The 20,715-nt window shown below is 62.6% G+C and carries 17 protein-coding genes; 10 read left to right on the top strand and 7 right to left on the bottom strand.

From position 1 onward, the window contains the following. Positions 1-1,686, top strand: coding sequence for a urocanate hydratase (gene hutU / locus EX00_RS01360; protein WP_047453393.1), 1,686 nt, complete (start codon positions 1-3; stop codon positions 1,684-1,686). A 17-nt stretch (positions 1,687-1,703) separates the two neighbouring features. Here the strand turns inward: hutU and EX00_RS01355 are convergent, their stop codons facing one another. Both EX00_RS01355 and EX00_RS01350 read right to left on the bottom strand, forming a co-directional pair. Further along, positions 1,704-2,090 (bottom strand): type II toxin-antitoxin system VapC family toxin, encoded by a 387-nt coding sequence (locus tag EX00_RS01355; protein WP_047453391.1) that lies wholly within the window; start codon positions 2,088-2,090, stop codon positions 1,704-1,706. Next, positions 2,087-2,350, bottom strand: coding sequence for a type II toxin-antitoxin system Phd/YefM family antitoxin (locus EX00_RS01350; RefSeq protein WP_047453389.1), 264 nt, complete (start codon positions 2,348-2,350; stop codon positions 2,087-2,089). The genes EX00_RS01355 and EX00_RS01350 overlap by 4 nt, the downstream gene beginning before the upstream one ends. 75 nt (positions 2,351-2,425) lie before the next feature. Between EX00_RS01350 and EX00_RS01345 the strand changes: the two genes are divergently transcribed. From EX00_RS01345 to EX00_RS01330, 4 genes are all read left to right on the top strand, one after another. Then, positions 2,426-3,004 (top strand): HutD/Ves family protein, encoded by a 579-nt coding sequence (locus EX00_RS01345; RefSeq protein WP_047453387.1) that lies wholly within the window; start codon positions 2,426-2,428, stop codon positions 3,002-3,004. Between the two features lie 81 nt (positions 3,005-3,085). Next, positions 3,086-3,748, top strand: coding sequence for a sulfite oxidase-like oxidoreductase (locus EX00_RS01340; RefSeq protein ID WP_047453385.1), 663 nt, complete (start codon positions 3,086-3,088; stop codon positions 3,746-3,748). Between the two features lie 166 nt (positions 3,749-3,914). Further along, positions 3,915-5,354: an MFS transporter gene (locus tag EX00_RS01335; protein WP_047453383.1), complete on the top strand. Its 1,440-nt coding sequence runs from the start codon at positions 3,915-3,917 to the stop codon at positions 5,352-5,354. 103 nt (positions 5,355-5,457) lie between these two features. Continuing rightward, positions 5,458-5,763 (top strand): hypothetical protein, encoded by a 306-nt coding sequence (locus EX00_RS01330; RefSeq protein ID WP_047453382.1) that lies wholly within the window; start codon positions 5,458-5,460, stop codon positions 5,761-5,763. A gap of 124 nt (positions 5,764-5,887) precedes the next feature. Here the strand turns inward: EX00_RS01330 and EX00_RS01325 are convergent, their stop codons facing one another. Together EX00_RS01325 and EX00_RS01320 are read right to left on the bottom strand one after the other, a co-directional pair. Beyond that, a complete protein-coding gene (locus tag EX00_RS01325; RefSeq protein ID WP_047453380.1) occupies positions 5,888-6,283 on the bottom strand; it encodes a type II toxin-antitoxin system VapC family toxin in 396 nt (131 codons plus the stop codon). Further along, on the bottom strand, positions 6,283-6,510 hold the full coding sequence (locus EX00_RS01320) for a type II toxin-antitoxin system VapB family antitoxin (RefSeq protein WP_047453378.1): 228 nt from the start codon (positions 6,508-6,510) through the stop codon (positions 6,283-6,285). The genes EX00_RS01325 and EX00_RS01320 overlap by 1 nt, the downstream gene beginning before the upstream one ends. Positions 6,511-6,707: 197 nt before the next feature. Here EX00_RS01320 and EX00_RS01315 point away from each other — a divergent pair, with 197 nt between their 5' ends. Then, positions 6,708-7,898, top strand: a complete 1,191-nt coding sequence (locus EX00_RS01315) for an acetyl-CoA C-acyltransferase (protein WP_047453376.1) — start codon at positions 6,708-6,710, stop codon at positions 7,896-7,898. A gap of 256 nt (positions 7,899-8,154) precedes the next feature. On the opposite strand, the gene cueR is transcribed toward EX00_RS01315, so the two are convergent. Beyond that, positions 8,155-8,541 (bottom strand): Cu(I)-responsive transcriptional regulator, encoded by a 387-nt coding sequence (gene cueR, locus EX00_RS01310; RefSeq protein WP_047453374.1) that lies wholly within the window; start codon positions 8,539-8,541, stop codon positions 8,155-8,157. A gap of 10 nt (positions 8,542-8,551) precedes the next feature. Next, a complete protein-coding gene (locus tag EX00_RS01305; RefSeq protein ID WP_047453372.1) occupies positions 8,552-11,053 on the bottom strand; it encodes a heavy metal translocating P-type ATPase in 2,502 nt (833 codons plus the stop codon). Positions 11,054-11,226: 173 nt separating this feature from the next. Here EX00_RS01305 and EX00_RS01300 point away from each other — a divergent pair, with 173 nt between their 5' ends. From EX00_RS01300 to EX00_RS01285, 4 genes are all read left to right on the top strand, one after another. Beyond that, the gene (locus EX00_RS01300; protein ID WP_047453370.1) at positions 11,227-12,336 is read left to right on the top strand and encodes an RHE_PE00001 family protein; all 1,110 of its coding nucleotides are present in this window, start codon (positions 11,227-11,229) and stop codon (positions 12,334-12,336) included. A gap of 237 nt (positions 12,337-12,573) precedes the next feature. Next, on the top strand, positions 12,574-14,058 hold the full coding sequence (locus EX00_RS01295; protein ID WP_047453369.1) for an efflux RND transporter periplasmic adaptor subunit: 1,485 nt from the start codon (positions 12,574-12,576) through the stop codon (positions 14,056-14,058). Continuing rightward, a complete protein-coding gene (locus tag EX00_RS01290; RefSeq protein WP_047453367.1) occupies positions 14,055-17,174 on the top strand; it encodes an efflux RND transporter permease subunit in 3,120 nt (1,039 codons plus the stop codon). Before EX00_RS01295 ends, EX00_RS01290 begins: the two co-directional genes overlap by 4 nt. Further along, positions 17,171-20,278: an efflux RND transporter permease subunit gene (locus EX00_RS01285; protein WP_047453366.1), complete on the top strand. Its 3,108-nt coding sequence runs from the start codon at positions 17,171-17,173 to the stop codon at positions 20,276-20,278. Before EX00_RS01290 ends, EX00_RS01285 begins: the two co-directional genes overlap by 4 nt. Positions 20,279-20,454: 176 nt before the next feature. On the opposite strand, the gene EX00_RS01280 is transcribed toward EX00_RS01285, so the two are convergent. After that, the coding region (locus EX00_RS01280) for an efflux RND transporter permease subunit (RefSeq protein ID WP_047453363.1) at positions 20,455-20,715 on the bottom strand (261 nt) is incomplete at its 5' end.

Here is a 20,715-nt window from a genome sequence, read left to right as displayed (position 1 = left end):
ATGACCAATCCACGCCATAACATCCGCGAAATCCGCGCGCCTCATGGCCCAGAACTCAACGCCAAGAGCTGGATGACCGAAGCGCCGCTGCGGATGCTGATGAACAATCTCGATCCTGACGTCGCGGAAAATCCGAACGAACTGGTCGTCTATGGCGGCATCGGCCGCGCCGCCCGCACCTGGGAGGACTTCGACCGCATCGTCGCGACGCTGAAGACCTTGACCGAGGAAGAAACGCTGCTGGTGCAATCCGGCAAGCCGGTCGGCGTGTTCCGCACCCATAAGGATGCGCCGCGCGTGCTGATCGCCAATTCCAACCTCGTACCGCATTGGGCGACCTGGGATCACTTCAACGAGCTGGATAAGAAGGGTCTTGCCATGTACGGCCAGATGACCGCCGGCTCGTGGATCTATATCGGCACGCAGGGCATCGTGCAGGGCACTTATGAAACTTTCGTAGAAGCTGGCCGTCAGCATTATAACGGCAGCCTCAAGGGCAAGTGGATACTGACCGGCGGGCTCGGCGGCATGGGCGGCGCGCAGCCGCTGGCGGCCGTCATGGCCGGCGCCTGCTGCCTCGCCGTCGAAAGCGACGAGACCCGCATCGATTTCCGCCTGCGCACCCGCTATGTCGATGAGAAGGCAACGACGCTCGACGAAGCGCTCGAGATGATCGACCGCTGGACCAAGGCCGGCGAGGCGAAGTCGGTCGGCCTGCTCGGCAACGCCGCCGAGATCTTCCCGGAGCTGGTGAAGCGCATGAAGGCCGGCGGCCCGCGCCCCGACATCGTCACCGACCAGACCTCTGCGCATGATCCGCTGAACGGCTATCTGCCGCTCGGCTGGACGGTGGCCGAAGCCAAGGCAAAGCGCGAGAGCGATCCGAAGGCTGTTGAAACCGCCGCCCGCGCCTCGATGAAGGTGCATGTCGAGGCCATGGTCGCCTTCTGGGATGCCGGCGTACCGACGCTCGACTATGGCAATAATATCCGCCAGGTTGCCAAGGACGAGGGTCTGGAAAACGCCTTTGCCTTCCCCGGCTTCGTGCCGGCCTATATCCGCCCGCTGTTCTGCCGCGGTATCGGCCCCTTCCGTTGGGCGGCGCTCTCGGGTGACCCGGAGGATATCTACAAGACCGACGCCAAGGTGAAGGAACTCACCCCCGGCAACACCCATCTGCACAACTGGCTGGACATGGCGCGCGAGCGCATCGCCTTCCAGGGCCTGCCGGCACGCATTTGCTGGGTCGGCCTCGGCGATCGTGAACGTCTCGGCCTTGCCTTCAACGAAATGGTCAGGAACGGCGAGCTGAAGGCTCCTGTCGTCATCGGCCGCGATCACCTCGATTCCGGCTCCGTCGCCTCGCCGAACCGCGAGACGGAAGCGATGAAGGACGGCTCGGACGCCGTTTCCGACTGGCCGCTGCTGAACGCCCTGCTCAACACCGCGTCCGGCGCCACCTGGGTGTCGCTGCATCACGGCGGCGGCGTCGGCATGGGCTTCTCGCAGCACTCCGGCATGGTCATTTGCGCCGATGGCACCGACGACGCGGCACGGCGGATCGAACGCGTGCTATGGAACGACCCAGCCACCGGCGTCATGCGCCACGCCGATGCGGGCTACGATATCGCGATCGATTGCGCCAAGGAGAAGGGCCTGCGCCTGCCGGGCATCCTGGGGAACTGATGAGACGCCCCCCGGCCTTAATATTTCCGATTGAGGCCGGGGTAACGCAAGATGGTTTCGTCGACGGTAATCAATGGAATGCCTTCAACAATAGCCTGAGCTATCAAAATACGATCGAAAGGATCTTTGTGAAGGAGGGGAAGCCCCGCAATTGCGATTGTATGCTCGCTGGTGATTGGCAGTTCTAGGTAGCCGTTTTCCATCAGTTTATGACGCAACCGAAATGGGTCTATATGAAAGTCGCTTCTGCCGGAACCGTGCTTAATCGCGACTTCCCAAATACTCGCCGGGCTGAAGAGGAGCTCGTTTTCGTCGTCGTCGATGAGCGCTCTCACTTCCTGCGAGAGAAGCGCGATATCACCCGCCGCCCAGATGAGGATATGCGTATCGAGGAGAAATCTCATTTGTCGGTAACGTCGTTTGGCTTGCCGTAGAACATCTCCTCGATTTCATCAGCCATCATGGTGTCGAAATCTGCGGGAACCACGATCTCGCCTTTCATGAAGCCGATGCGCCGTTTCTTTGGCGTTTCGGCCTCTTCGATCGGCACGACCTTGACCATCGGTTTGCCCGCCTTGGCAATAATGAACGCTTCGCCTTTGGCGGCCTTCTCGATCAGCCGCGACAAGTGTGTTTTTGCCTCGTGTATGTTGACGGTTTCCAAAATAGCCTCCAAGCAGACTTAGTCCACTAAACTTAGTTTACTTTTGCCAGAATTGCAATGATTGGACTCGAACACATGGCAGCTCAGAAGTTCACAATCCTCCGCCACGACAGCTACAAACGCATGCCCTGGAAAAACGGCGGCGGCGAAACGGTTGAGATCACCGTTTCGCCGGACGGCGCGGGGCTTGCCGATTTCGATTGGCGCGTCAGCATGGCGACGGTCGCCACGGATGGGCCGTTCTCGGTCTTCTCCGGCATTGATCGCACGCTATCGATTCTCGAAGGCGAGGGCATGACGCTCTTCATCGAGGGACGCCAGCCCGTACTCCTGACGCAGGACAGCGATCCACTGCCCTTTGCGGCGGATGCGCCGACCTCGGCGACGCTGGTGGATGGCACCATCACGGATCTGAATGTGATGACGCGGCGGGGGAGCTTCACGCATTCGGTGCGGCGCATAGGTATTGATGGTCCTGGCGAACTTACTCTCGATAGCGAGATGGCGCTGGTTCTCTGCCATCGCGGGCATCTCGATATTGGTGATCGGATGCTTTCGGCGGGCGATTGTTTGCTTGTCGAGGAAGCCACGGGAACGCGGCATTCGATTTCAGGAGTGGCGCAGCTATTTGTGATCGAGCTTCACGAGGTCTAGTTCGCATCCAAGCACCAACCGTCCGCTTGACACCCGCCAGCCTCCATTATCCTATTGCCTCTCAGCAAAAGGGATGCACCCATGAGCGACGATCAGATCCCAGCCGACAGCAAGCTCACCACCTCCAAGCGCCGCTGGGCCGCCGAGGGCAAGTTTTTGACCGGGCGGATCAGCCGGCCGGAAACGGAGCGTTTGCCGCCGGGGCAGCATCTGGTCAAGAACTGGCCGGTGCTCGATCTCGGAGAGCAGCCGAAGGTGTCGCTTTCGAGCTGGCGGCTTGATGTGCGCGGATTGGTGGAAACGCCGCTCAGCCTCGATTGGACGGCCTTCCAGGCGATCGAACAGAGCAGCAAGGTCAGCGACATCCACTGCGTCACGACATGGTCGCGCTATGACAATCGCTGGGAAGGCGTTTCCACTCGCGACCTGCTGGATCTCGCCATGCCGAAGGCAGAGGCGCATTATGTCATGCTGACCAGCTATGACGGTTATACGACCAACCTGCCGCTCGCCGATTTTGCCGCCGAAGATGCGATCCTTGCCACCACCTGGGAGGGCCAGCCTTTGACGCGCGAGCATGGCGGACCGATGCGGCTTGTCGTGCCGCATCTCTATTTCTGGAAGAGCGCCAAATGGCTGACCCGCATCGAGCTGATCGCGGCCGACAAGGCCGGATTCTGGGAGGAGAACGGTTATCACATGTTCGGCGATCCCTGGCGCGAGCAGCGATATTCCGACGACTGAGGTCGCCGGCTCCCCACCGCCTTTCTTATGAGGCCGGACGTCCTTTTAATATCTTTGAGGTTCGATTGCGGCTTTGCAACGGGCGGCAACGGGCGTATGCATTGATCATATGATTGCTGTCGGGCACGCCCGGCTATCCATAACACCATCTCCGAAATCCCATGCCATGACCGCCGTTCAGACCACAGAGCAGCCTTCCGAGGAAAGTTTCGGCCGGCAATCCCGCATTATTGCCTTCGTCGTCGCCGTCGCCTTCTTCATGCAGATACTGGACGGTACCATTGTCACGACGTCATTGCCGCAGATGGCGACGACCTTCGGCGTCGAACCGGTGTCGATGAGCATCGGCATCACGGTCTATCTGCTCACCATGGCGGCCTTCGTGCCGCTGGCAGGCTGGGCGGGGGATCGCTACGGCGCTCGTCGCGTGTTCCTGGCATCCATTACGCTTTTCACCGTTGCCTCGCTGTTCTGCGGTCTCTCCGGCAACCTTACGGAATTCGTCATCGCCCGTGCCGTCCAGGGTATCGGCAGCGCGCTGATGACGCCGGTCGGCCGTATCATCGTGCTGCGCAACGCCCGCAAGTCCGATCTCGTGCACGCCATGTCGATGATCACCTGGCCTGCGCTGACGGCGCCTGTCATCGGTCCAATCCTTGGCAGTTTCATCACCACCTATCTGAGCTGGCACTGGAACTTCCTGATCAACATCCCGATCGGCATCATCGGGCTCGGCCTTGTCCTGCGCTTCGTACCGGACCAGCGCGAGGAGAAGGTCCCAAGGCTAGACCTCGTCGGCTTCTTCCAGTCGGCGGCGGGGCTGACGTTTCTGCTCGCCGGTCTCGAATTCGTCGTGCAGGGCACGACGGGCCTGCCGGTCAGCGTCGGGCTGATTGCCGCCGGCGCGGTGTTTTCCGTCATCGCCACCCGGCATTTCATGCGGGTTGACGCGCCGCTGCTCGATCTCTCCGCCTTCAAGGTCCAGACCTTCGCCATGTCGACGCTTTCGGCCGGCACGGCGAGCCGCCTGGCAATCAACGCCACGCCCTTTCTGCTGCCGTTGCTCTTCCAGGTGGGGTTTGGCCTGAGCGCGATCGACGCCGGCACCTACCTGCTTTTCTATTTCGCCGGCAATCTCGGCATGAAGGCGATCACCACGCAGACGTTGAAAGCCTTTGGTTTCCGCAACGTGCTTGTCATCAATGGCCTGATCTCGTCGATCAGCATCGGCAGCTTTGCGCTGTTGTCGCCAGCGACGCCCGATTGGGCGACTTATATTCTTCTGCTTGCCGCCGGCCTGTCGCGCTCGATGAACTTCACCGCGTTGAACACGCTGGGTTTCGCCGATATCCATGCAGCGCAGCGCAGTTCCGCCTCGACGCTCTCGAGCATGCTGCAGCAGGTCTCGCTGTTGCTCGGTGTTGCCGTTGCCGCAGCCGTGCTCAATCTCTCGCGCACCATTCATGGCGGCGTCGCACTTTCCGCCATTGATTTCCGCTGGGCCTTCCTTGTCGTCGCCCTGATCGGCGCCGTCTCGTCGTTGCGTTTCCTCAGCCTGCCGCGGGATGCCGGCGCGGAGGTGTCGCGGCACAAGATCAAGGCGTGATGGGGTCTTTCAAACCCTTGCGATATTTGGTTTGCCCACCGCTGTAAATCAGTTCGTCTGGCCCCATATAGATGGAGCTTCAACCCCTACAGGAGGCAGTCTCATGCTGCTCAAAACTCTCGCTATTTCGGCTCTCGTCATTGGCATGTCCAGCACTGCCTGGGCGGAACCGGTGCACAAGCATCACCCGAAGAGGCTCAAAGTAGACGCCGTTCAGGCCGATGTCGGCAATATCGACCACTCGAAGGACGCGATTCTGCCCGACGGCACGATCAACACCGATCCCTCGGTGACCGGCCCGATCCGGGCAGGGGATTCAATGTCCCGGCTGCAATGCGCCGCGGCACCGAACTCCGTGGGGGCGCGCTCGAACTCGTTTAGCGCAGGGTCAGCCTCGCTTTGCCCGTAACGGCAATAGGGCATCGGGAGACTTAGAGCAATTTCAGGAAAAGTGTGCTGCGGTTTTCCGCTCGGAATTGCGTACAAACAAAGGCCTAGAGTGTTTCTGCGCTTCAGTGAAGCGTTGAAACGCTCTAGGCCACGTCGATATCGGTCCGGCTGAATTGGTCGCCTTTCGACAATAGCGGCTGACGATAATAGCGGGCGCAGGCATAGGTCATGCAATCGTCAAGGCTGAGCGCCGCCGGATGGCGGCCCTCGCCGAAGTGGTCATATGCCTCAAGCGCCAGAAAAGCGGCGCGCGGAGGGATGGCCAGAAGCTGGATGTTCATCAATTGCAGAAAAGTATGGACAGCGTTACCGGCCTCGACCGCCGTCAGGCCGAGATGGGTTGCGACGTCGATCGCCGCCCGTGCCGCCGCCATCGGCGAGGTCATGCGCGCAGTCGCTGACTGCATGCGGACGGCGAAGCGACGGGCTTCCTCTTCATCTGTCATCATTGCCGTCAATACCGAGGTGTCGATCAGCATCAGGCGCCTCCCGCCGTGCTGCCGTCGGCGGCTCTGGTGGCGGCTTTTTGCTTGAGGTTGCGGCAGAAGGCGACGGCGATGTCGGCAAGGGCCGGCTTGGTCAATTCCTCGTCCAGCGCCTTCTGCAATGCCAGCCGCACCGCTTCGGTTTTGGTCGTACTTTTCGTCAGCGCCTGATAGCGCCGTGCCAGCCGGTCGATGGCATCGTCCTTGATGTAGAGAGGCATGGGATATCCATTTTTTGAGATGAGGATATCCATAGGGCATGTCGGTGTTGAGAACAATCACCTCGACGACGTTTGGATTGTTGTAACGGCACAACCATCTTTCCAGAAGGATATTTCCGTTATATTTACATGACGGACATCATCTAACGTGCTAGCTATAGTTTCGATTCTGAAGTTGCAGACTGGGAGGAGCCATCATGTCCGCAATCGATCCCGTCGTCATCGTCGCCGCCACGCGCACGCCGCTTGGCCGCTTCCAGGGGGAGCTGTCATCCTTGCAGGCGCCGGAGCTTGGCGCTCATGTCATCCGCGCCGCCCTCAAGCGCGCCGGTCTGGCTGCGGAAAGGATAGACGAGGTGCTGTTCGGCTGCGTGTTGCCGGCAGGACAGGGGCAGGCGCCGGCGCGGCAGGCGGCGCGTGGCGCGGGATTGCCGGATGCGGTGGGCGCAACGACCATCAACAAGGTCTGCGGGTCGGGCATGAAGGCGACCATGCTGGCGCATGATTTGATCCTGGCTGGCTCGGCCTCCATCGCGGTCTCCGGTGGTATGGAGTCGATGTCGAATGCTCCCTATCTGCTAGCCAAGGCGCGCGGCGGCTACCGCATGGGCCATGACCGCATCTTCGACCATATGATGCTCGACGGTCTGGAAGACGCCTACGAGAAGGGCCGTTCGATGGGCGATTTCGGCGAGCTGGCGGTCGAAGCCTATCAGTTCAGCCGCGACGATCAGGATGCCTATGCCGTGGAGACGTTGACTCGTGCCCGCAAGGCGATCGAAACCGGGGCTTTCGAGGCCGAGATCACCCCGATTTCCGTCGCGGCCAAGGGTGGCCCGGTGACGATCGGCAAGGACGAGCATCCGCAAAAAGTCTCGCCGGAAAAGATCCCGACGCTGAAGCCGGCGTTCCGCAAGGATGGCACGATCACCGCCGCGAGCGCCTCGGCCAATGCCGATGGCGCGGCCGCCCTGATCCTGACCCGGCGTTCGACTGCCGAGCGCGAAGGTCTGCCGATCCTCGCCGAAATCAAGGCGCACGCCACCCATTCCCAGGAGCCCGCCTGGTACACGACAGCGCCGATCCCGGCGATCCGCAAGGTGCTGGAAAAGACCGGCTGGAAGGTCGGCGATGTCGATCTCTTCGAGATCAACGAGGCCTTCGCCGTCGTCGCCATGGCCGCCGCCAAGGACCTCGGCATCGCCCGCGACCGCCTCAACATCAACGGCGGCGCCTGCGCGCTCGGCCATCCGATCGGTGCCACGGGCGCACGGCTGATCGTGACACTGCTGCATGCATTGGAGCGGCAAGGGGCAAAACGCGGCGTCGCGGCGCTCTGCATCGGCGGCGGCGAGGCGACGGCGATTGCGGTGGAGAGGGTTGGGTGATTGGGGTGTGTAGGAGGTAGGTCAGGCACGCCTGCCGATGCCGCACCTGCGGGCATGGCCCCTCATCCTAGCCTTCTCCCCGCTCATGTGAGGAGAAGGGACGATCGGGCAAAATAATGCACCTGATCATCTGGTTTGAAGGTTGCTAGAGGAGTGAGAAACTCCCTCGCCCCGCTTGCGGGGAGAGGGCTGGGGTGAGGGGCCAGGCACGTCATTCCGGCATCGACGCGTTTGCCTGACCTACCGAAATATATCCTCACCCCTCCGACAACTCCTCCAAGATCGGGCAATCCGGCCGCGCGTTCCCATGGCAGGCATGCACCAGATGCTCCAGCGTGCGCCGCAGTTCGGTGAGCTCGCGGATTTTGCGGTCGATTTCGGTGAGTTTTGACGAGGCGATGTCCTTGACGTCGGCGCTGGCGCGGCTCTTGTCTTCGTAGAGGGCCAGCAATTGCCGGCATTCGTCGACGGAGAAGCCGAGGCTGCGGGAGCGGTGCAGGAAGCGCAGTTTGTGCACGTCGTCGGCGCCGTAATCGCGGTAGCCGTTGACGCTGCGGTCGGGGCGGATGAGGCCGATATCCTCGTAGTAGCGGATGGTCTTGGCCGGCAGGCCGGAGCGGCCGGATGCTTCGCCGATATTCATCTGAACTCTCCTATTTTGCCAGCCGCAGCCGCAGCGCATTGGCGATGACCGAGACCGAGGACAGGCTCATGGCCGCAGCCGCGATCATCGGCGACAGCAGCAGGCCGAAGACCGGATAGAGCACGCCGGCGGCAAGCGGCACGCCAAGCGCATTATAGCCGAAGGCGAAGGCTAGGTTCTGCTTGATGTTGCGGATCGTTGCTTCCGAGAGATGCCGCGCCCGGACGATGCCGTTGAGATCGCCTTTCACTAAGGTGATCCCGGCGCTTTCCATGGCGACATCGGCGCCGGTGCCCATGGCGATGCCGACATCGGCGGCGGCGAGCGCCGGCGCGTCGTTGATGCCGTCGCCGGCCATGGCAACGACGCGGCCCTTGGCCCGCAACTCGTCGATCATCGCCTTCTTGCCTTCGGGCAACAGGTCGGCGCGGATATCGTCGATGCCGAGACTTGCAGCAACAGACTTGGCAGTTTGGGCATTGTCGCCCGTTGCCATGATGATCTTCAACCCGCTGTCGTGCAGCGCCTTGATCGCGGCTGACGTCGTCGGCTTGATGCGGTCGGCGACGGCGATGAGGCCGGCCAATTGACCATCGAAGGCGATAAACATCACGGTCTTGCCTTCGCCGCGCAGACGCTCCGTCTCTGTCTTCAAATCATCGATCGCAACGCCGAGATCGGTCATCATCGCGGCATTGCCGAGCGCGATCGCCGTGTCGCCGGCGTGGCCTTCCACGCCCTTGCCGGTTTTCGCGGCAAAGCTCGTTATGTCGACAAAAGTCGCGCCACGCTCCTCGGCGCCGGCGACGATGGCCTCTGCCAGCGGGTGTTCGGAGCCGCGCTCCAGACTGGCGGCAAACGACAGCAGGCGGGCTTCGTCGATACCGCCTTGGGCGGTGACGATATCGGTGAGGTTGGGCCTGCCTTCCGTCAGCGTACCGGTCTTGTCGACGATCAGGGTATCGACCTTGGCGAAGCGCTCCAGCGCCACGGCGTCACGCACCAGCACGCCTTCTTGCGCCCCCCGACCGGTGGCGATCATGATCGACATCGGCGTTGCAAGCCCGAGCGCGCAGGGGCAGGCGATGATCAGCACGGCGATGGCGGCGAGCAGCGCATGCGCCAGCCGTGGCTCTGGCCCGACAAACGCCCAGACGGCGAAGGCGATGATGGCAACGGCCACGACGGTGGGCACGAAGACGGCAGACACGCGGTCGACCATCGTCTGGATCGGCGCGCGCGATCGCTGCGCCTTGGCGACCAGCTCGACGATGCGCGACAGCGTCGTGTCCGCGCCGACTTTTTCGGCCAGCATGATCAGCGTGCCGTTCCTGTTGATCGTTCCGCCGGTCAGTGCATCGCCCTTGGTCTTTTCGACCGGCAGCGGTTCGCCCGTGATCATCGATTCGTCGATGGTCGATTGGCCGTCGACAACTGAGCCGTCCACCGGCACGCGCTCGCCGGGGCGCACGCGCAGCCGGTCGCCGGACTGGATCTGATCGACGGGCATATCGGTCTCGCTGCCGTCGGCGCCGATGCGCCGCGCGGTCTTGGGGGCGAGGTCGAGCAGGGCGCGGATCGCCGAGCCGGTGCGCTCGCGTGCCTTCAGCTCCAGCACCTGGCCGACGAAGACCAGCGCGACGATGACCGAGGCCGCCTCGAAATAGACGGGTATGGCCTGACCGTGGCCGTGAAAGCCCATCGGGAACAGGCCGGGCGCCAATGTGGCGACCAGGCTGTAGAGATAGGCCGTGCCGACGCCGAGGCCGATCAGCGTCCACATGTTGGGGCTGCGGTTGACCAGCGAATTCCAGGCGCGGCGGAAGAAGGGCAGGGCGGCCCAGAGCACGACCGGTGACGCCAGGGCAAGCTCGATCCATGTGGCGGTGGGCTCTCCGATCCAGTCGCGCAACGGCAGGCCAAGCATCGGTCCCATACTGAGGATCAAAAGGGGCAGCGACAGCGCGGCGCTGATCCAGAGGCGGCGGGTAAAATCGACAAGCTCCGGGTTCGGGCCTTCATCGGTCGCGGGGATGCCCATCGGCTCCAGCGCCATGCCGCATTTCGGGCAATCGCCCGAATGGTCGCTGATGACCTCGGGATGCATCGGGCAGGTATAGAGCGTGCCCTTCGGGATCGGCTTCGGCGCTGGCCTGTTTCCGTCGCGATAGGCGGTGGGATCGGCCTCGAACTTCGCTTTGCAACCGGCGGAGCAGAAATAGAATTTCTCCCCTTCATGCTTCAGGAAATGCCGCGCGCTGGCGCGATCCACATCCATGCCGCAGACGGGATCCTTGGCGGCCAGATAGTTTTCCGGTGCCGCCTCGAATTTCTTCCGGCAACCATCACAGCAGAAATGGAACGTGCGGCCGTTATAGTCGAGCGAGGGCTTGCCGGCCTTTGGGTCGACAATCATGCCGCAGATGGGATCGCGGATCACCGTATCCTGCTGTTCGCCGTGTTGGTGATCATGGCCGTGATGGCTGTGATCATGTTCGTCATGCAATGCCATGGAAAACTCCAGTGCCCGGAAGTGAGCGTCGGATAGGTTTATGAACCTTCCTGTTACTGGAAGGTCAAGGAGAAAAATAGGAAATCCTGTCCACAGTTGAAAGGGGGTGCTTTCTAGCCCGATGCAGCGAGCGGTGATAAGTTCCGCAAGATCGAAGCAATCATGTGATTCCAATGCGATATGATCTTTCCGCCCTACCGTTGACCACACTTCTGCCTGCGATGACCAAAGCGGAGGATATGTTGGCGCGGCTGGATGAGCGGGTCTTGCGGCATGTGGTCGCCGACGGTTTCCGGGAGCGCGGGCATTTTTTCGATGCGGTCGGCGCGCTCTGGGTCGGCGGCGAGCTGGTGCATGTCGAGGATCTGGTGCTGCATGATGCGCGTATGGATGCGCGCACGCCGACGCATGAGCTGACCATTGCCCATGCCGTACTGCGCGTCCGCCGCCGGCTATGGAATGCTGAGCCTTCCTGGGGGTTGGAGGCTGCCGGTCTCTCGACGCTGCGCGGCGATGTCGGCGAGATCGAGGAAACCGCCACGTCGCGTCCCACATCCACCGCAATCTCGGGGGCGGAAACGGAAGAGGTTGACGAGGACGAAGATGATTTCGGCGTGGACTTTGCCGAGATCGATGCGGTGATCGCCCGTTCCGACCAGGTGCTGAACGGAGAGATTCCGGATGCGCGGCCCGAGACCGTGGACGATCCGCTGGGGCTGGTTCATGATGAGGACTGGGATGAAGGCGAGCGCTTGGAGAGCTGGCGTGCCATCATCCGTCAGGCCGATCTTCTGCCGCCCGCCCTGGGTGCCGCCATACTCTTCGATGCCTGGGAGCGGATCGAGCCGCTGCGGCGGCAGCATTGGCTGGGCAGCCTGCTCGTCAGCGCTTATCTGCGCAGCCGCGGCAAGGTCGTATCGCATCTTCTCTGCCTGAATGTCGGCCTGAAATCCGTTCGCCACGAACGCCGTCGCGCGCCGGATCGCACTACGCGTCTGATGGCATTTCTCGAGGCCATGGCGCTTTCGGCCGATGCGGGGCTGAAGGAGCTCGATCGCCTGTCGCTCGCCAAGCTGCAGATGGAGCGGCGGCTGAAGGATCGCAGGTCGAACAGCAGCCTGCCCGATGTCATAGAGATCGTGCTTTCGCGGCCGATCGTTTCCGCCAAGATGATCGCCCGCCATGCCGGGGTCACCTCCCGCGGCGCTCTCAACCTCGTGGCTGAACTTGGCGTGCGCGAAATGACCGGGCGCGGGCGCTATCGCGGCTGGGGGGTGCTTTAGGTCGAAAAGGACCGAATTTCAGAGAGGACAGCGGAGACGTGCGCTGTCGGCCGTCGTTTTGCAACCACAACCCTGGTTTTTGTTCAATGTGACAGTTTGTTAAGCTAAGCCACGCGAAAATGGACAAAATTTAATGGCCTAACCAAATTCCTAAGTGGGGCGATGCAAGCTAAAGTCGCGCTCATATTGCGTCGGCGGATTGTTTGAAAGCCGGGCGCCCTGAAGGAAGGTGTATTGATGGCTCGGACATTTCGGGTCCTGATATCGGTAGCTGTGATTGGCGCCGTGGCTTATGGCGCCTACGCGACGCGGGATCGCTGGCTCGGCGGTGCGGAGCGCCTGCTTGGCATTCAAGGAGCAGCTGCGCCCGGTGAGCAGGCCCAGGGCGAACGCCGGAGTGGTCAGGGGCAGGGCTCCGGTCAACGCCAGGGCGGTGGCGGGCGGCGTGGCGGCCTTTCGCAGTTCAGCGGTCCTGTTCCGGTGCTGGCGGCGGATGCGACGGCCACTGACGTGCCGGTTTATATCGACGGCGTCGGCTCGGTGAAGGCGCTGAACACGGTGACGGTGCGCGCGCAGGTCAACGGGAAGATCGTCGAGATCGATTTCGACGAAGGTCAGGACATCAGAAAAGGCGATGTCATCGCCCGCATCGACGATGCTGTCTACAAGGCACAGCGCGATCAGGCGGTTGCCAAGAAGGCGCAGGACGAAGCCTTGCTCGCCGGCGCCCAGCGTGACCTTGCCCGTTATCAGCTCATGGTGAAGAGCGCTTCTGGCACGCAACAGCAAGTGGATACCCAGCTATCCCTGGTGGCCCAATATACAGCGCAGATCCAGGTCGATCAGGCCGCCATCGAAAGCGCGCAGGCGACGCTCGATTATACGACGATCAAGGCGCCGATCGACGGTCGCACCGGCATCCGCAATGTCGACATCGGCAATCTCGTCAGTTCGTCCGATACGACGGGTATCGTCACGCTGTCGCAGATCAGGCCGATTTCCGTCCTCTTCTCCATTCCGCAACAGCAACTCGCCCGCGTCAACGCGGCAAATGCGGCCGGTGCGCTTTCCGTCCAGGCGATGGCGAGCGACGGCCAGACGGTGGTTGATAAGGGCACGCTGGCGGTGGTGGACAACCAGGTCGATCCCACCACGGGCACGGTGAAGCTGAAAGCCAATTTTCCGAACGACAAGCTCGCGCTTTGGCCGGGCGCCTTCATCAATGCCCGCCTGCTGGTCGAGACCCTGAAGGGCGTCACGGTCATCCCGACCGCCGCCGTCCAACGTGGACCGAACGGCACGTTCGTCTATATCATCAAACAGGATCAGTCGGTCGCGATGAAGCCGGTGAAGGTGCGTCAGCAGGACGATTCTCTGGCCGTCATTGCCGATGGCGTCGCCGCCGGCGACAAGGTGGTGACGACGGGCTTTGCCCGCCTGCAGGATGGTTCGAAGGTCCAGATTTCCGCCGGCACCGCTCCGGATGCGACGACACCTGATACGAATGGGCAGCCCGTCGCCGCAAATCCGACGCAGGCCGACGGCAACGCGGCCAATGACGGCCAGCGGCCGCATCGCCAGCACAATGGTCAGGGCGATGGCAATGGCAGCCATCGCAAACAGAACGCCGACGGCGGCAACGGTGCCAATCCCGCCCCCAATGCGGATGGCGGTGCTGCCGCCTCCACCAATTCAACCGCCACGCCAGCGCCGCAGCAATGAACGTCTCGTCGCTCTTCATCTCCCGGCCGGTCGCCACCTCGCTTCTCGGGGTGGCCGTCCTGCTGGGTGGTATTCTCGGCTTTCTCTTCCTGCCGGTCGCGCCGTTGCCGCAGGTGGATTTTCCGACGATCCAGGTGACGACGCAGCTTCCCGGAGCCGATCCCGATACGATGGCGGCATTGGTGACCGCGCCGCTGGAGCGGCCGCTCGGTCAGATCCCATCGCTGGCGTCGATGACGTCTTCGAGCGCCTTCGGCATCAGCCAGATCACCCTGCAATTCGATCTCGGCCGTGACATCGACGGGGCGGCGCAGGACGTGCAGGCGGCGATCAATGCCGCCGGCTCGACCCTGCCGCGCACATTGCCCTATCCGCCGACCTATTCGAAGGTGAACCCGGCCGATACGCCGATCGTGACGCTCGCGCTGCGCTCCAACAGCTATTCGATCCGTGAACTCAGCGATTTCGCCGACACGATGATGGCGCAGCGGCTGAGCGAGGTCTCCGGTGTCGGCGACGTCAGCATCCAGGGCGGCGTCAAGCCCGCCATTCGCATCCAGGCGGACCTGCCGCGCCTTGCCTCCTATGGTTTGGCGCTGGAGGATCTGCGCACGGCGATCACCAACGCCAGCGTCGCCGGTGCCAAGGGCGCTCTCGACGGCACGAATCAGAGCTTCACGCTCGCCGCCAACGACCAGATCATCGATCCCAATATCTACAAATCCGTCATCGTCGCCTATCGCAACAATGCACCGGTGCAATTGAAGGACGTCGCGACCGTCGTCGAGGGGCTGGAGAATACGCGCGTCGGCGCCTGGTATCAGGGCCAGCCCGCCGTCATTCTGGATATCATGCGCCAGCCGGGCGCCAACGTCATCCAGACGGTCGAAAGCGTCCTAAAGCAACTCCCGAAGCTCAAGCAGGCGATGCCGGCCGGCATCTCGCTCGACATCGTCAACGACCGCACGGAGACCATCCGCGCCTCGATCCATGATGTGCAATGGACGCTCGTCGTCAGCATCGGTCTCGTTATCCTCGTCGTTCTCCTGTTCCTGCGGACGGCGACGGCGACCTTCATTGCCGGCGTCGCCCTGCCGCTATCGCTGATTGCGACCTTCGGCGTCATGTGGTTCGCCGGCTTCAGCCTCGACAATCTCTCGCTGATGGCGCTGACCATTGGCACCGGCTTCGTCGTCGACGACGCCATCGTGATGATCGAGAACATCGCCCGCCATATCGAGGAGGGCGAAAGCCCGATGCAGGCGGCGCTGAAGGGTGCCGGCGAAATCGGCTTCACCATCATCTCGCTGACCGTCTCGCTGGTCGCCGTCTTCATTCCGCTGCTGTTCATGACCGGCATCGTCGGGCGCATGTTCCGCGAATTCGCGTTGACGCTGACCATCGCCGTGGTGGTGTCGGCGGTGATTTCGCTGACGTTGACGCCGATGATGTGTGCTCGCATCCTGCGCAAACCCAGAGAGCATCGCCGCGGTATCCTGGCCGGCGCCGACCGCTTCATGGAGTGGTTGATCGAAGGCTATCGCCGCAGTCTCGTCTGGGCGGTCGACCGTAGCGCCATGATGCTGCTCATCACGATGGTGACGCTCGTCGCCACCATCGCGCTTTACGTCGTCATTCCCAAGGGCTTCCTGCCGGCGCAGGATACCGGTCTGATCACCGCTGTCGTCGAGACGGAGCCGACAACCTCCTTCGAAGCCATGAAGCAGGTCCAGGCGACGGTGTCCGACCGGCTGCGCAAGGACCCGGACGTGACGGGCGTCGTCTCCGTCATCGGCGCCGGCGCCAGCAACCTGACCCTCAACACCGGCAATATCAGCCTTGTGCTGAAGCCGAGGAGCCAGCGAAACTCCTCGGCTGCTGACATCATCGACCGGATGCGCGACGAGGTGGCCGATCTGCCCGGCATCCACGTCACCTTCCAGAGCGTGCGGGATATTTCGATCAGCACGCGCGCCAGCCGCGCGCCCTATCAATATACGCTGACCGCCACGGATACGGCGACCGTGGTCGACTGGGCCGGAAAATTGGCGCAGCGGCTGCAACAAAGCCCGAAGCTGATCGACGTCGCCTCGGAAGTCGAGATGGGCGGCGGTCGTATCTTCGTCGATGTCGATCGCGAGACAGCCTCGCGCCTCGGCGTCTCGATGCAGGCCGTCAGCGATACGCTGAACGACGCTTTTGGCCAGAGGCAGATCGCCACGATCTATGGCCAGGCCAACCAGTATCGCGTCATCCTGGAGGCAGCGCCGCAATATCAATCGGACCCGAAATCGCTCGACAAGCTCTATGTCGCCGGGACCAGCGACACACAGGTGCCGCTCAATGCCTTCACCACGGCGACATTCACGACGGCGCCGCTGGTCATCAGCCATGACGAACAGTTTCCGGCCGTAACCATCAGCTTTGATCTTGCCAAGGGCGCCTCGCTCAGCGACGCCGTGGCCGAAGTTCAGACGGCCGAACAGGATATCGGCATGCCTGATACCATCCAGCGCAGCTATTCCGGCGATGCCGAGGAGTTCGCTTCGTCGCTGGCCGGCGAGCCCTGGCTGATTCTCGCGGCTGTCGTGACCATCTATATTGTCCTCGGCCTTCTCTATGAAAGTGCCGTGCATCCGATAACGATCCTGTCGACCCTGCCGTCGGCGGGCGTCGGCGCGCTGCTGGCACTGATGCTCTTCGGTCAGGACCTGTCGATCATCGCGCTGATCGGCATCGTGCTCCTGATGGGCATCGTCAAGAAGAACGCGATCATGATGATCGATTTCGCGCTGGAGGCCGAGCGCAAGGAGGGGCTGCCGCCGCGCGAGGCGATCCTGAAAGCTTCGATCCTGCGTTTCCGCCCGATCATGATGACGACGCTGGCCGCGCTCTTCGGCGCACTGCCGCTGGCGCTGGCGCAAGGCACGGGTGCGGAGCTGCGCATCCCCCTCGGCATCACCATCATCGGCGGCCTGGTGCTCTCCCAGCTCCTGACGCTCTATACGACGCCGGTGATCTATCTCGCCTTCGAGAACCTGCGTGCCCGCATCGTCGGCCGACCGACGGGCACGCCGGCTCCGGAGCTGGACGAAGTCGTGGGTGGCGAGACATGAACCTCTCCGAGCCGTTCATCAAACGTCCTGTCGGCACGACGCTTCTGGCGATCGGGCTGGTGATCCTCGGCATCGTTTCCTATCGCTTCCTGCCGGTGGCAAGCCTGCCGACCGTCGATCTGCCGACGATCGTCATTTCGGCTAGCCGTCCTGGCGCCGACCCCGCCAGCATGGCGGCGAGCGTCGCGGCACCGCTCGAGCGGCATCTCGGCACCATCGCCGGCATCACGCAGCTGACCTCGGTCAGTTCGCTCGGCTCGAGCAGCATCGTCGCGCAATTCGATCTGTCGCGCAGCGTCGATGGCGCGGCGCAGGATGTGCAGGCGGCACTGAATGCGGCGGCGACTGATCTGCCCGGCGATCTGCCGACGTTGCCCTCTTTCCGCAAGATCAATCCGGCCGCGGCTCCTGTCCTGATCCTGGCGCTGACATCGGACAATGTGCCGGCCAGCGCGATCTATGACGCGGCCGACACGATCGCCGTACAGCGCATATCGCAAGTCGACGGTGTCGGGCAGGTGTCGGTCAGCGGCGCCGATCAGCCGGCGGTTCGCGTCAGGCTCGATCCCGACCGTCTCTCGGCCATGGGTCTGTCGCTTGATGCCGTCCGCACGGCGATCGTCAATGCCAGCGTGCTCGGCCCAGCCGGCTCGATCGACGGCAGCAACGCTGCCTTCTCCATCGACCTGAACAGCCAGTTGCGGACGCCGGAGGCCTATGGCCGCCTCGTCGTGAGCAGCGCCAACGGTACCGCCGTGCGCCTCTCCGATATCGCAACGGTCGAGCCGGGCGTGCGCAACAGCCGCTCCGATGCCTGGTTTAACGGCAAGCCCGCGGTGCTGCTCAACATCACCAAGGAAGCGGACGCCAACGTCATCGCCACGGTCGATGGCGTCAAGGCGCTGATCCCGGAGCTGCAGCGCCTGATCCCGGCCGGTGTCCATATCGCCGTTCTCTCCGATCGCACCACAACGATCCATGCCAGCGTCACCGACATGCAATGGACGCTGCTTGCCACCGTCTGCCTGGTGATGAGTGTGGTCTTCATCTTCCTGCGGCGTGCCACGCCGACGTTCGCGGCCGGGGTCACCGTACCATTGTCGCTGTGCGGCACCTTTGCCGCCATGTGGCTGTTCGGATTGTCGATCGACAATCTGTCGCTGATGGCGCTGGCGGTCTCCGTCGGTTTCGTCGTCGACGATGCCATCGTGATGATCGAAAACATCTACGCCAATCTCGAAGCCGGCATGAAGCCGATGCGGGCGGCGCTGGAAGGAGCCAAGCAGATCGGCTTTACCGTCGTCTCGATCAGCCTGTCGCTACTCGCCGCCTTCATTCCGCTGTTCTTCATGGGTGGCATCGTCGGGCGATTTTTCCAGACCTTTTCGCTGACGCTCGGTTTCACCATCGTCGTCTCCACACTGGTGTCGCTGACGCTGACGCCGATGATCTGCGGCCATCGCCTGCGTGCGCATGACATCGAGGCTGAGCGCGGCCTGTTTGCCCGGATCGTCGAGGGAACGCTCGGCGCGATCACCAATTTCTATGGCCGGACGCTGAAGGCGGTGCTGCATCATCGCGTCCTCTCCGTCCTCATTATCCTCGCCTGCGTCGTCATGTCGGCCTATCTCTACGTCAAGGTGCCGAAGGGTTTCATTCCGCAGGACGATACCGGCTTCATTCAGGGCGGTACACAGGCGGCGACCGATATCTCCTATCCGGCCATGGTCAAGCTGCAGCTGCAGGCCGCCGATATCGTCGGCAAGGATCCGGCCGTCTCCGGCGTCGGCTCATCCGTCGGCGGCGGCGGATTTTCCAGTTCGATCAATCGCGGACAGCTGTTCATTTCGCTGAAGCCGGAATCGGAGCGCGTGTCGACCGCCGAGGTGATCGACCGACTGCGCAAGCAGCTGATGACCATTCCCGGTCTCAGCACCTTTCTGTTTTCACCGGGCGATATCCGCGCCGGTGGGCGCCAGTCGCAGTCGCAATATCAGTTCACCATCTGGGGGGCGAATTACGATGAGCTGGTGGAATGGGCGCCGAAAGTGCTCACGCGCATGCAGGCCCTGCCGCAGCTGACCGATGTCGCCACCGACCGGCAGCCAAACGGTCTGCAGGCGACGGTCAACATCAACCGCAGCGAGGCCTCGCGGCTTGGCGTCAGCATCCAGTCGATCGACGCGGCGCTCAACAATGCCTTCGCACAGCGGCAGGTTTCGACGATCTACACCCAGCGCAACCAGTATCGTGTCGTGCTGGAGGCCAATCCGGACTATGCCCGCGATCCCAACGATATCTCCAAGCTCTATGTGCCCGCCTCGGATGGCACACAGGTCCCGCTGAGCGCCGTAGCGTCGATCGACCGGACGCTGGCGCCGCTGGTGGTCAATCATCAGGGGCAATATCCCTCCGTGACGATTTCTTACAATCTGGCGCTCAACAGCGTGCTGCAAGTGGCGAACGATGCCATTCAGACGGCGGTGCTCGAGATGCATCTGCCCGACGAGCTGCACGCGGATTTCGCCGGCGATGCCGCCAGCGTCACGCAGTCCTCGGGCAGTCAGCCGCTGCTGCTTCTGGCGGCGCTGCTGACGGTCTACATCGTCCTTGGCATTCTCTACGAGAGCCTGGCGCATCCACTGACGATCATCTCGACGTTGCCGTCGGCCGGTCTCGGCGCGCTGCTGGCGCTGATCATCAGCGGCACGGAGCTGACGATTATCGCCTTCATCGGCATCATTCTGTTGATCGGCCTCGTCAAGAAGAACGGCATCATGATGGTGGATTTCGCGTTGCAGGGTGAGCGCAAGCTTGGCCTACCCTCTGAGGAAGCGATTTATCAGGCTTGCATGCAACGCTTCCGCCCGATCCTGATGACGACGCTCGCAGCCCTCATGGGCGCCATCCCGCTGATCATCGCCACCGGCCCCGGCGCGGAGCTGCGCCGTCCCTTGGGGATCACCATCGTCGGCGGCCTGGTCGTTTCACAGATCCTGACGCTTTATACGACGCCGATCATCTATCTGATGCTGGCGAAACTGCATGCGAGATGGTCTGCGAAGCAGGAGCCGGTGTCTTCGGCCGTTTCCTCATCGACCTGAGCCGGCTATGGCTACGGCTTGATCTGCCAGCTTTGGCCCTCGAGCGCGCATATGCTGCTGCCTTGTGATCGTTCATATCCAGACCAAAACACCAGGGGCTCCGGCGATATGGTCGGAGCCCCTGGTGTTTATGACGGTATGTGGGCCGGGCGGATAGTCCGTCGGTTTGCCGCGCGTCAGGATTGGGCGGTCTCTGGCGTCGCGGTGCCAGTCGTTCCCACCTTGCCCTTGAAGACGCGCCTTACGGAGACGAAGAGCAGCGGGATGAAGAAGACGCCGAGGACGGTGGCCGAGATCATGCCGCCCATGACGCCGATGCCGATCGAGTTCTGGCTGCCGGAGCCGGCGCCATTGGCGATCGCCAGCGGCATGACGCCGAGGATGAAGGCAAGCGAGGTCATCAGGATCGGCCGCAGACGCTGGCGGGATGCCTCCAG

Origin of the sequence: Martinezella rhizogenes, from assembly GCF_000799715.1 — a bacterium.
GTDB classification, from domain to species: domain Bacteria; phylum Pseudomonadota; class Alphaproteobacteria; order Rhizobiales; family Rhizobiaceae; genus Rhizobium; species Rhizobium rhizogenes_C.
Note: the sequence above shows the minus strand (reverse complement) of the source record. Positions and strands in the feature narration are given on the sequence as shown.

Coding starts and splice junctions, on each gene's coding strand:
- EX00_RS01300 (WP_047453370.1), top strand. CDS start 11,227: ATGCGATATGATCTTTCCGCCCTACCGTTGACCACACTTCTGCCTGCG.
- EX00_RS01295 (WP_047453369.1), top strand. CDS start 12,574: ATGGCTCGGACATTTCGGGTCCTGATATCGGTAGCTGTGATTGGCGCC.
- EX00_RS01290 (WP_047453367.1), top strand. CDS start 14,055: ATGAACGTCTCGTCGCTCTTCATCTCCCGGCCGGTCGCCACCTCGCTT.
- EX00_RS01305 (WP_047453372.1), bottom strand. CDS start 11,053: ATGGCATTGCATGACGAACATGATCACAGCCATCACGGCCATGATCAC.
- EX00_RS01335 (WP_047453383.1), top strand. CDS start 3,915: ATGACCGCCGTTCAGACCACAGAGCAGCCTTCCGAGGAAAGTTTCGGC.
- EX00_RS01285 (WP_047453366.1), top strand. CDS start 17,171: ATGAACCTCTCCGAGCCGTTCATCAAACGTCCTGTCGGCACGACGCTT.
- hutU (WP_047453393.1), top strand. CDS start 1: ATGACCAATCCACGCCATAACATCCGCGAAATCCGCGCGCCTCATGGC.
- EX00_RS01315 (WP_047453376.1), top strand. CDS start 6,708: ATGTCCGCAATCGATCCCGTCGTCATCGTCGCCGCCACGCGCACGCCG.
- EX00_RS01320 (WP_047453378.1), bottom strand. CDS start 6,510: ATGCCTCTCTACATCAAGGACGATGCCATCGACCGGCTGGCACGGCGC.
- EX00_RS01340 (WP_047453385.1), top strand. CDS start 3,086: ATGAGCGACGATCAGATCCCAGCCGACAGCAAGCTCACCACCTCCAAG.
- cueR (WP_047453374.1), bottom strand. CDS start 8,541: ATGAATATCGGCGAAGCATCCGGCCGCTCCGGCCTGCCGGCCAAGACC.
- EX00_RS01330 (WP_047453382.1), top strand. CDS start 5,458: ATGCTGCTCAAAACTCTCGCTATTTCGGCTCTCGTCATTGGCATGTCC.
- EX00_RS01345 (WP_047453387.1), top strand. CDS start 2,426: ATGGCAGCTCAGAAGTTCACAATCCTCCGCCACGACAGCTACAAACGC.
- EX00_RS01355 (WP_047453391.1), bottom strand. CDS start 2,090: ATGAGATTTCTCCTCGATACGCATATCCTCATCTGGGCGGCGGGTGAT.
- EX00_RS01325 (WP_047453380.1), bottom strand. CDS start 6,283: ATGCTGATCGACACCTCGGTATTGACGGCAATGATGACAGATGAAGAG.